The organism is Enterobacter sp. MGH119 (assembly GCF_001037675.1).
GTDB lineage: Bacteria > Pseudomonadota > Gammaproteobacteria > Enterobacterales > Enterobacteriaceae > Enterobacter > Enterobacter hormaechei_C.
In genome coordinates this window covers 86,394-96,820 of the sequence record NZ_KQ089936.1, presented here as the reverse complement: position 1 = coordinate 96,820, position 10,427 = coordinate 86,394, and the positions used below count along the sequence as shown (strand labels likewise).

The window sequence follows — 10,427 nt, the reverse complement described above, 5'->3', positions numbered from 1 at the left end:
TGGGCGAAATGCGCCTGGTAAGCAGAGTTTTTGAAATGTAAGGCCTTTGAATAAGACAAAAGGCTGCCTCATCGCTAACTTTGCAACAGTGCCCGGTGTGGCGGGCTTCGTGATGCCTGCTTGTTCTACGGCACGTTTGAAGGCGCGCTGAAAGGTCTGGTCATACATGTGATGGCGACGCACGACACCGCTCCGTGGATCGGTCGAATGCGTGTGCTGCGCAAAAACCCAGAACCACGGCCAGGAATGCCCGGCGCGCGGATACTTCCGCTCAAGGGCGTCGGGAAGCGCAACGCCGCTGCGGCCCTCGGCCTGGTCCTTCAGCCACCATGCCCGTGCACGCGACAGCTGCTCGCGCAGGCTGGGTGCCAAGCTCTCGGGTAACATCAAGGCCCGATCCTTGGAGCCCTTGCCCTCCCGCACGATGATCGTGCCGTGATCGAAATCCAGATCCTTGACCCGCAGTTGCAAACCCTCACTGATCCGCATGCCCGTTCCATACAGAAGCTGGGCGAACAAACGATGCTCGCCTTCCAGAAAACCGAGGATGCGAACCACTTCATCCGGGGTCAGCACCACCGGCAAGCGCCGCGACGGCCGAGGTCTTCCGATCTCCTGAAGCCAGGGCAGATCCGTGCACAGCACCTTGCCGTAGAAGAACAGCAAGGCCGCCAATGCCTGACGATGCGTGGAGACCGAAACCTTGCGCTCGTTCGCCAGCCAGGACAGAAATGCCTCGACTTCGCTGCTGCCCAAGGTTGCCGGGTGACGCACACCGTGGAAACGGATGAAGGCACGAACCCAGTGGACATAAGCCTGTTCGGTTGGTAAGCTGTAATGCAAGTAGCGTATGCGCTCACGCAACTGGTCCAGAACCTTGACCGAACGCAGCGGTGGTAACGGCGCAGTGGCGGTTTTCATGGCTTGTTATGACTGTTTTTTTGTACAGTCTATGCCTCGGGCATCCAAGCAGCAAGCGCGTTACGCCGTGGGTCGATGTTTGATGTTATGGAGCAGCAACGATGTTACGCAGCAGGGCAGTCGCCCTAAAACAAAGTTAGCCATATGAACTCGGAATCAGTACGCATTTATCTCGTTGCTGCGATGGGAGCCAATCGGGTTATTGGCAATGGTCCTAATATCCCCTGGAAAATTCCGGGTGAGCAGAAGATTTTTCGCAGACTCACTGAGGGAAAAGTCGTTGTCATGGGGCGAAAGACCTTTGAGTCTATCGGCAAGCCTCTACCGAACCGTCACACATTGGTAATCTCACGCCAAGCTAACTACCGCGCCACTGGCTGCGTAGTTGTTTCAACGCTGTCGCACGCTATCGCTTTGGCATCCGAACTCGGCAATGAACTCTACGTCGCGGGCGGAGCTGAGATATACACTCTGGCACTACCTCACGCCCACGGCGTGTTTCTATCTGAGGTACATCAAACCTTCGAGGGTGACGCCTTCTTCCCAATGCTCAACGAAACAGAATTCGAGCTTGTCTCAACCGAAACCATTCAAGCTGTAATTCCGTACACCCACTCCGTTTATGCGCGTCGAAACGGCTAACCATTCCGTCAACGGGACGCCAAAATGCTGCGCATTTTGGTTCCCTCCGCTGCGCTCCGGCTCTCGTTACGTCCAACGTTAGCACCACTGAAACCCAGCTTTATTTAGCTCATGTTTATTCAAACGGCATTTAGCTTTTCAGGCGTTATTCAGTGCCTGTTTTGCCTTTTTTCCGGGCTTCGCCTGCATGGGCTGCGCAGGTTTTCAGTCTTTTTGGCCTCTAGCCCTTGCGTAGCAAGCGCAAGCAGCTATCGTTTTTGCAGTGCTGTGCCGCCTCGGTGGCGCAGCGTTTTTTCACGGTTAGCGCCCGTCGCCAAATTCAAGTTATCCGTTTTGGCTTCTGGTTCTAACATTTCGGTCAAGCCGACCCGCATTCTGCGGTCGGCTTACCTCGCCCGTTAGACATCATGAGGGAAGCGGTGACCATCGAAATTTCGAACCAACTATCAGAGGTGCTAAGCGTCATTGAGCGCCATCTGGAATCAACGTTGCTGGCCGTGCATTTGTACGGCTCCGCAGTGGATGGCGGCCTGAAGCCATACAGCGATATTGATTTGTTGGTTACTGTGGCCGTAAAGCTTGATGAAACGACGCGGCGAGCATTGCTCAATGATCTTATGGAGGCTTCGGCTTTCCCTGGCGAGAGCGAGACGCTCCGCGCTATAGAAGTCACCCTTGTCGTGCATGACGACATCATCCCGTGGCGTTATCCGGCTAAGCGCGAGCTGCAATTTGGAGAATGGCAGCGCAATGACATTCTTGCGGGTATCTTCGAGCCAGCCATGATCGACATTGATCTAGCTATCCTGCTTACAAAAGCAAGAGAACATAGCGTTGCCTTGGTAGGTCCGGCAGCGGAGGAATTCTTTGACCCGGTTCCTGAACAGGATCTATTCGAGGCGCTGAGGGAAACCTTGAAGCTATGGAACTCGCAGCCCGACTGGGCCGGCGATGAGCGAAATGTAGTGCTTACGTTGTCCCGCATTTGGTACAGCGCAATAACCGGCAAAATCGCGCCGAAGGATGTCGCTGCCGACTGGGCAATAAAACGCCTACCTGCCCAGTATCAGCCCGTCTTACTTGAAGCTAAGCAAGCTTATCTGGGACAAAAAGAAGATCACTTGGCCTCACGCGCAGATCACTTGGAAGAATTTATTCGCTTTGTGAAAGGCGAGATCATCAAGTCAGTTGGTAAATGATGTCTAACAATTCGTTCAAGCCGACCGCGCTACGCGCGGCGGCTTAACTCCGGCGTTAGATGCACTAAGCACATAATTGCTCACAGCCAAACTATCAGGTCAAGTCTGCTTTTATTATTTTTAAGCGTGCATAATAAGCCCTACACAAATTGGGAGATATATCATGAAAGGCTGGCTTTTTCTTGTTATCGCAATAGTTGGCGAAGTAATCGCAACATCCGCATTAAAATCTAGCGAGGGCTTTACTAAGCTTGCCCCTTCCGCCGTTGTCATAATCGGTTATGGCATCGCATTTTATTTTCTTTCTCTGGTTCTGAAATCCATCCCTGTCGGTGTTGCTTATGCAGTCTGGTCGGGACTCGGCGTCGTCATAATTACAGCCATTGCCTGGTTGCTTCATGGGCAAAAGCTTGATGCGTGGGGCTTTGTAGGTATGGGGCTCATAATTGCTGCCTTTTTGCTCGCCCGATCCCCATCGTGGAAGTCGCTGCGGAGGCCGACGCCATGGTGACGGTGTTCGGCATTCTGAATCTCACCGAGGACTCCTTCTTCGATGAGAGCCGGCGGCTAGACCCCGCCGGCGCTGTCACCGCGGCGATCGAAATGCTGCGAGTCGGATCAGACGTCGTGGATGTCGGACCGGCCGCCAGCCATCCGGACGCGAGGCCTGTATCGCCGGCCGATGAGATCAGACGTATTGCGCCGCTCTTAGACGCCCTGTCCGATCAGATGCACCGTGTTTCAATCGACAGCTTCCAACCGGAAACCCAGCGCTATGCGCTCAAGCGCGGCGTGGGCTACCTGAACGATATCCAAGGATTTCCTGACCCTGCGCTCTATCCCGATATTGCTGAGGCGGACTGCAGGCTGGTGGTTATGCACTCAGCGCAGCGGGATGGCATCGCCACCCGCACCGGTCACCTTCGACCCGAAGACGCGCTCGACGAGATTGTGCGGTTCTTCGAGGCGCGGGTTTCCGCCTTGCGACGGAGCGGGGTCGCTGCCGACCGGCTCATCCTCGATCCGGGGATGGGATTTTTCTTGAGCCCCGCACCGGAAACATCGCTGCACGTGCTGTCGAACCTTCAAAAGCTGAAGTCGGCGTTGGGGCTTCCGCTATTGGTCTCGGTGTCGCGGAAATCCTTCTTGGGCGCCACCGTTGGCCTTCCTGTAAAGGATCTGGGTCCAGCGAGCCTTGCGGCGGAACTTCACGCGATCGGCAATGGCGCTGACTACGTCCGCACCCACGCGCCTGGAGATCTGCGAAGCGCAATCACCTTCTCGGAAACCCTCGCGAAATTTCGCAGTCGCGACGCCAGAGACCGAGGGTTAGATCATGCCTAGCATTCACCTTCCGGCCGCCCGCTAGCGGACCCTGGTCAGGTTCCGCGAAGGTGGGCGCAGACATGCTGGGCTCGTCAGGATCAAACTGCACTATGAGGCGGCGGTTCATACCGCGCCAGGGGAGCGAATGGACAGCGAGGAGCCTCCGAACGTTCGGGTCGCCTGCTCGGGTGATATCGACGAGGTTGTGCGGCTGATGCACGACGCTGCGGCGTGGATGTCCGCCAAGGGAACGCCCGCCTGGGACGTCGCGCGGATCGACCGGACATTCGCGGAGACCTTCGTCCTGAGATCCGAGCTCCTAGGGATCGCCTCAGAAAACGGAAAATAAAGCACGCTAAGCCGTAAGTAAGCGTGCTCCTGTGAAAGCCACAGCTAAAACTGCGTAGTACACATAGAGGTATTTTTTTCTAGATTTATATCGAATTTCGTTATCGAATTTCGCTTATTATTGATCAACTCGTTGCAGATCATGAAGGCGAAAGTATGACGAATAACCCTACCGATGACAGCAGACCATGGTCGGTCTTTCTTATTTTTCTGCGGCTTGGATTGACATCTTTTGGCGGCCCCATTGCGCACTTGGGCTACTTCCGCGCCGAATTTGTCACACGGCGGCGCTGGCTCTCCGAACGGAGCTATGCTGACTTGGTCGCGCTTTGTCAGTTCTTGCCAGGGCCTGCAAGCAGCCAGGTCGGCATAGCGGTAGGACTGTCTCGGGCTGGATACAGCGGGGCGCTGGCTGCTTGGGCTGGCTTCACGCTGCCGTCTGCCATAGCCTTGATCCTTTTTGCGCTCGGCATCTCCAGCTATGGCGATTACGTCTCGCAGGGCGCGTTGCATGGCTTAAAAGTGGTGGCTGTGGCCGTGGTCGCTCAAGCAGTATGGGGCATGGCGCGTAACCTATGCACGGATGGGCTGCGAGTCACCATCATGGCAATTGCTACCTGCGTCGTTTTACTTGTGCCGTCCGCGTGGGGACAGGTTGGCGTGATTGCTATCGCAGGCATCGCAGGCCGGTTATTGTTCAAGCCAGCGAAAGTTGTTGAGCATGACCCCCTACCTATCACGGTCAGTCACCGGGCCGGCGTGCTTTGGCTCTCGCTGTTCTTTGTCTTGCTGATTGGCCTGCCGGTGTTGGCCGAACTGATGCCAAGTCAAACCATGGCAATGGTGGATTCCTTCTATCGTGTCGGATCACTGGTGTTCGGCGGTGGTCACGTTGTGCTGCCATTACTGCAAGCCGAAGTGGTGCCCTCCGGCTGGGTCAACAATGAATCCTTTCTCGCGGGGTACGGGGCAGCTCAAGCGGTGCCCGGCCCTTTGTTCACGTTCGCCGCGTTTCTTGGTGCCTCGATGAACACCGCCCCGTCGGGCTGGATCGGCGGCATTGTGTGTCTGCTGGCTATCTTCGCGCCCTCGTTCTTGCTGGTCGTCGGATCAATGCCATTTTGGGAGCGTTTGCGCCGCAATACAGGCATCCAAGCTGCGCTGGCCGGGATCAATGCCGCTGTAGTCGGCTTGCTGCTGGCCGCGCTGTATCAGCCTGTATGGACTAGCGCCATCTTTCAGCCGCAAGACTTCGGCTTGGCATTAGTTGCCCTTGTCGCACTTATGTTCTGGAAGCTCCCGCCGTGGCTGGTTGTCCTCGGTAGCGGTGCAGCTGGGTGGCTGTTGAGCGTCGCTCTGTGAGGCACAAAAAATGACTGACAAAGACCTCTACGGCGGTTTGATCCGCCTGCACATCCTTCACCATGCAGCCGAGGAACCTGTCTTTGGGCTGGGGATCATCGAAGAGCTACGCCGACACGGCTACGAGATGAGCGCTGGCACCGTGTACCCGATGCTGCACGGCCTGGAAAAAAAAGGCTATCTGACCTCACGCCACGAACGCACCGGGCGACGTGAACGGCGTGTTTATGACATCACTGAACAAGGCAGAACTGCACTTGCTGATGCGAAAACAAAGGTCAAGGAGCTGTTCGGAGAGTTGGTAGAAGGTGGTTGAGTTTTTGCTTCTATGTCAGGTTGAGCTATACCCTAACTGGATTGTCATTTTCAGAAGACGACTGCACCAGTTGATTGGGCGTAATGGCTGTTGTGCAGCCAGCTCCTGACAGTTCAATATCAGAAGTGATCTGCACCAATCTCGACTATGCTCAATACTCGTGTGGGCTCTGTTGCAAAAATCGTGAAGCTTGAGCATGCTTGGCGGAGATTGGACGGACGGAACGATGACGGATTTCAAGTGGCGCCATTTCCAGGGTGATGTGATCCTGTGGGCGGTGCGCTGGTATTGTCGCTATCCGATCAGCTATCGCGACCTTGAGGAAATGCTGGCGGAACGCGGCATTTCGGTCGACCATACGACGATCTATCGCTGGGTCCAGTGCTACGCCCCGGAGATGGAGAAGCGGCTGCGCTGGTTCTGGCGGCGTGGCTTTGATCCGAGCTGGCGCCTGGATGAAACCTACGTCAAGGTGCGGGGCAAGTGGACCTACCTGTACCGGGCAGTCGACAAGCGGGGCGACACGATCGATTTCTACCTGTCGCCGACCCGCAGCGCCAAGGCAGCGAAGCGGTTCCTGGGCAAGGCCCTGCGAGGCCTGAAGCACTGGGAAAAGCCTGCCACGCTCAATACCGACAAAGCGCCGAGCTATGGTGCAGCGATCACCGAATTGAAGCGCGAAGGAAAGCTGGACCGGGAGACGGCCCACCGGCAGGTGAAGTATCTCAATAACGTGATCGAGGCCGATCACGGAAAGCTCAAGATACTGATCAAGCCGGTGCGCGGTTTCAAATCGATCCCCACGGCCTATGCCACGATCAAGGGATTCGAAGTCATGCGAGCCCTGCGCAAAGGACAGGCTCGCCCCTGGTGCCTGCAGCCCGGCATCAGGGGCGAGGTGCGCCTTGTGGAGAGAGCTTTTGGCATTGGGCCCTCGGCGCTGACGGAGGCCATGGGCATGCTCAACCACCATTTCGCAGCAGCCGCCTGATCGGCGCAGAGCGACAGCCTACCTCTGACTGCCGCCAATCTTTGCAACAGAGCCCGCCGTGCTAGTCTGCTCGGTGATGGTGGAGTGAAGCCAACCCGCAATCGGGTTATGAATCTGCATCGCGATTCGCAATCAGCTGTCTCTTGAGCATGTCGAACTCCTGCGATGTTATCTCGCCGTGCTCGTGCTGCTACACCAACTTGTCCAACTCATCCGCCACACCGCTCCCCACCACCTGCGATGGCCAGGTTGTTTGCTGGGCGCATTGGCGGAGTATCGTCTCGACCCGGGACACCCACACCGGCACAACCTTACGGGAGTGATTCACTGTCAAAGAATCGGCCCGGTGCTCTGACGCAAGTATCGGGATGGTCACCATTTGTAAGCCGTAGACCTGAGTGGTGATCAAGACTTCGATACCACCGACCGTACCGGTACTAATCGACGACGGTCGTGTTCGTCGCCTGCCGCAGGGACTCTGCACACCTCCGTTTACGCATGTGCCTGGAGGAGTTGGAAATCGTCGTGTTCGGGAAACATTAAACACAGGATGGCAGCGATCTGAGCCAGCACATGATCAGCTAGCTCACCATCCGGATCGACGGCCCACTGCATCGTCGCGCCAGCGATGACCGAGTGCAGGAGCAACTCAGCTGCCGCAGGAGCACCTGGGGGCAGTCGCTTGCGGATCCCCTCCACCACCGCGCGGTTCCGCTGGATCGCAAGCGTGCGTAGCTCCGGCACCTGGAGCTCGTACCAGGAGATGAGATAGTTCACCGAGAAGTCGTTGCGAGTGTTCATGCTCCGAACGAGCACCTGCAAAAATTCCCAGAGCCCTTGCGGCCCTGCGCCTATCGGTATCGCATTCAGGTAATGCCGCACCTGCTCGACGCCGCGCTCCATCATCCTCACCAGCAGCGTATCGCGGTTGGTGAAGCGCTGGATTAACGCTGCGCGGGAGAGCCCCACCTCCTTTGCTACTCCGCTGAGCGTGAACTCTATGGGACCGCAACGCTTCAGCACTACGGTGGCGGCCTCGAGTACCTCGTCATCGGACTTGAGCTTGGGGCGGGGCATCAGTGTTCACCTTCTGTATGGGTTGGGGCGGAGGCTGTGGCTGCCGCCGCCATTGTAGCAAATTGAAGACGGAGCGAGAGTAGAGCCACGAGCCCCGCAAACACGGCCGATACAACGAGGCCAGGGAGCGGACCAGCAAGGTCGACAAACGCGCCGGCCGCAAGCATAACCATGGGCGAGGCTGACAGCATCACCGCCGAGACCGTGCCGAGTACCCGGCCGAGAAGTTCTGGCGGCGTGCGGTTGTAGATGGCAGCGTTGAGAATGGGAGAGACTGAGCCGGTCAGCAGTCCCACGAGCGCGCCCAACAACATCAGCACCGGCACGCCTGGCAACTGTGAAAGCAGAAGCGAGCCCACCGCAGAGCCACAAAATGCCACCGCCAGCCAGTTCTGCGCTGATATCCGGGCGCCGACCGACGCATGAATGGCAATGCCAAGGAGACCACCAGCCCCCATCATTGAGGAGAACAGCCCGAGCTCTGCTACTTGGCGTCCTGCATCTACAAACAGCGCAGGCATGATGACGCTGCCGTTGGCGCCAACGATGCCCACGAAGATCATCACTATACCAAAGAGAGGGCGCAGCAGGGGTTCGCTCCAGAGAAAAGCGACGCCGGCGCGCATGGAGAGAGTCGCCGTCGTGGTCATCGTCCGAGCGGCACGCGCGGGAAGCACCCACGCGCCGAGCAGACCTGCAAGGACGGAGCAGAACGCCGTCAGCCCGAGCGTTGGCGCAGCGCCAAGCAGGCCGATTGCGGCCCCCCCAAGGGCCGGGCCACCTAGAATCGCGACGTTCCCGATCACCGCTTTCAGTGACGAGACGCGCTCAACGGAGAGCCCGGCGACGTGGCCGAGTTTGGGCAGCTCACTGTCCTGCGCGGCCATACCGGGTGCGTCGAACGCGGCACCGAGCACCACGCAAGCGATCAGCCCAGTGTTCGAGAGGGCGCCAACGGCATCGAGCAGTGGGATGCTCGCCATGGCCACGCCGCCCACCACACCCGAGATCAATGCGACGGGCGCGCGCCCGAACCGATCGACGAGGCCACCACCAACCCACGCGCCGATGATGGTCGCGATGACGCTGCTAGCGGCCGTGGCGCCCGCCCAGGCCGCGCTCTTTGTATGAGACAGGACGAACCATGGAAGCGCGAGGGCCGCCACCGCGTTGCCGATCCGGAAGAGAAAGGTCGCCGCGAACAGCGTCGCGAGCGGGCTATATCGACGTTCGCTCATTCCGCTGCGGCGAGCTGCGCCTTCGCCGCAGCGAGGTACTCTTCGTTACCCGAGTCGAGGGCGAAGAGTGCGTAGGTGACCGCCCCGAACGCAAGGCGCTCCGCGATGTGGTGGGCGAGCCGCGGCCACACCCGGCCACCGGCCGCTTCATACGTGAGGAGGAGCTTCGCGAGCCCCTCTTCACCAAAGACCATAAGGTGCGCGGCCATGTCGATGGCAGGGTCATCAACGCGGGCCTCGCTCCAGTCGATCATCCCGCTGACGCGCTCCGTGTTGTCGATGAGCACATGGCCCACGTAGAGATCGCCATGCACCACCACGGAGAAATCTGGCCACGACGAATCGTCGTCGAGCCAGCGCTGCCACCGGTGGAGGCGCTTGTCGTTCACCACGAACTCGCGTCGGACGCGGTCAACGTCGTCGGCCACCTTCTGACGGGCCTGCGTCGGTGTACGGATGAGCATCCCCGCATCCACGGCGGCGGAAATGGGGACGGCATGCAGGGCGGCGAGCGCGGTCGCGAAGCTCTCCGCGAAGACCTCCGAGTCCTGCGGCACGACCCAGTCGGGCGTGGACGAACCAGGCTGGATGACCATCGCAGTCGAGTCTTCGAGCATGGGATAGGCAACGAGCTCGGCGTTGGCCACGCGCCAGTCCGGCACCGCGAACGGCAGGCGATTCTTGAGCATTGCCAGCACCCGCGCCTCTGGTTCGACCTTCGCGCTTACCTCGGCTCGGCGCGGGATGCGCAGCACCCACCGACGTCCATCGTCGACGGTGGCGATCACGATCCTATAGTCGAGCCCAAGCTCATTGACAGTCAGCGGGCCATGGAGCTTGAGCCCATGTCGGGCTGCAAGTGCGTACAGTTGGGAGGTATCGGCGGTCGTGACTACGGTCATGATTCACTCCTGAGGGCTTGACGGGTTTAGCCACCTAAATGTAACAGTCACGTCGGTTATATTCAATCCGGCACTGTTGCAAAGTTAGCGATGAGGCAGCCTTTT

12 protein-coding genes and 1 pseudogene are annotated in these 10,427 nt (G+C 58.4%); 9 read left to right on the top strand and 4 right to left on the bottom strand.

Going from position 1 to position 10,427, the window contains the following annotated elements; all coding sequences use genetic code 11:
* On the bottom strand, positions 1–921 hold a 921-nt coding region (gene intI1 / locus SK53_RS21780), incomplete at its 3' end, for a class 1 integron integrase IntI1 (RefSeq protein WP_048210015.1).
* Positions 922–1,065: 144 nt separating this feature from the next.
* Here intI1 and dfrA12 point away from each other — a divergent pair.
* From dfrA12 to SK53_RS21740, 9 genes and pseudogenes are all read left to right on the top strand, one after another.
* Positions 1,066–1,563, top strand: a complete 498-nt coding sequence (gene dfrA12 / locus SK53_RS21775; RefSeq protein ID WP_001083725.1) for a trimethoprim-resistant dihydrofolate reductase DfrA12 — start codon at positions 1,066–1,068, stop codon at positions 1,561–1,563.
* Positions 1,564–1,674: 111 nt separating this feature from the next.
* A complete protein-coding gene (locus SK53_RS23690; RefSeq protein ID WP_001336345.1) occupies positions 1,675–1,965 on the top strand; it encodes a DUF1010 domain-containing protein in 291 nt (96 codons plus the stop codon).
* 5 nt (positions 1,966–1,970) lie between these two features.
* A pseudogene (locus SK53_RS21770) lies at positions 1,971–2,809 on the top strand (AadA family aminoglycoside 3''-O-nucleotidyltransferase).
* 116 nt (positions 2,810–2,925) lie between these two features.
* Positions 2,926–3,273 (top strand): quaternary ammonium compound efflux SMR transporter QacE delta 1, encoded by a 348-nt coding sequence (locus SK53_RS21765; protein WP_000679427.1) that lies wholly within the window; start codon positions 2,926–2,928, stop codon positions 3,271–3,273.
* Positions 3,267–4,106: a sulfonamide-resistant dihydropteroate synthase Sul1 gene (gene sul1 / locus SK53_RS21760; protein WP_000259031.1), complete on the top strand. Its 840-nt coding sequence runs from the start codon at positions 3,267–3,269 to the stop codon at positions 4,104–4,106. Before SK53_RS21765 ends, sul1 begins: the two co-directional genes overlap by 7 nt.
* 127 nt (positions 4,107–4,233) lie before the next feature.
* On the top strand, positions 4,234–4,437 hold the full coding sequence (locus tag SK53_RS21755; protein WP_000376616.1) for a hypothetical protein: 204 nt from the start codon (positions 4,234–4,236) through the stop codon (positions 4,435–4,437).
* A gap of 155 nt (positions 4,438–4,592) precedes the next feature.
* The gene (gene chrA, locus SK53_RS21750) at positions 4,593–5,798 is read left to right on the top strand and encodes a chromate efflux transporter (protein ID WP_000184001.1); all 1,206 of its coding nucleotides are present in this window, start codon (positions 4,593–4,595) and stop codon (positions 5,796–5,798) included.
* 10 nt (positions 5,799–5,808) lie between these two features.
* On the top strand, positions 5,809–6,114 hold the full coding sequence (locus tag SK53_RS21745) for a PadR family transcriptional regulator (RefSeq protein WP_000130000.1): 306 nt from the start codon (positions 5,809–5,811) through the stop codon (positions 6,112–6,114).
* Positions 6,115–6,340: 226 nt separating this feature from the next.
* Positions 6,341–7,105, top strand: coding sequence for an IS6-like element IS6100 family transposase (locus SK53_RS21740; RefSeq protein ID WP_001389365.1), 765 nt, complete (start codon positions 6,341–6,343; stop codon positions 7,103–7,105).
* A 492-nt stretch (positions 7,106–7,597) separates the two neighbouring features.
* Here the strand turns inward: SK53_RS21740 and mphR(A) are convergent, their stop codons facing one another.
* Genes mphR(A) through SK53_RS21725 form a run of 3 tightly spaced genes read right to left on the bottom strand, consistent with a single transcriptional unit; the run spans position 7,598 to position 10,322 of the window.
* Entirely contained in the window at positions 7,598–8,182 is a 585-nt protein-coding gene (gene mphR(A), locus SK53_RS21735) for a macrolide-binding transcriptional repressor MphR(A) (RefSeq protein ID WP_001137892.1), read from the bottom strand.
* Positions 8,182–9,420 carry a phosphorylated macrolide efflux MFS transporter Mrx(A) gene (gene mrx(A) / locus SK53_RS21730; RefSeq protein WP_000004159.1) on the bottom strand — a complete coding sequence of 413 codons (1,239 nt, stop codon included), beginning with the start codon at positions 9,418–9,420 and terminating at the stop codon, positions 8,182–8,184. Before mrx(A) ends, mphR(A) begins: the two co-directional genes overlap by 1 nt.
* Positions 9,417–10,322, bottom strand: coding sequence for an Mph(A) family macrolide 2'-phosphotransferase (locus SK53_RS21725; protein WP_000219391.1), 906 nt, complete (start codon positions 10,320–10,322; stop codon positions 9,417–9,419). Before SK53_RS21725 ends, mrx(A) begins: the two co-directional genes overlap by 4 nt.
* Positions 10,323–10,427: the final 105 nt, after the last annotated feature.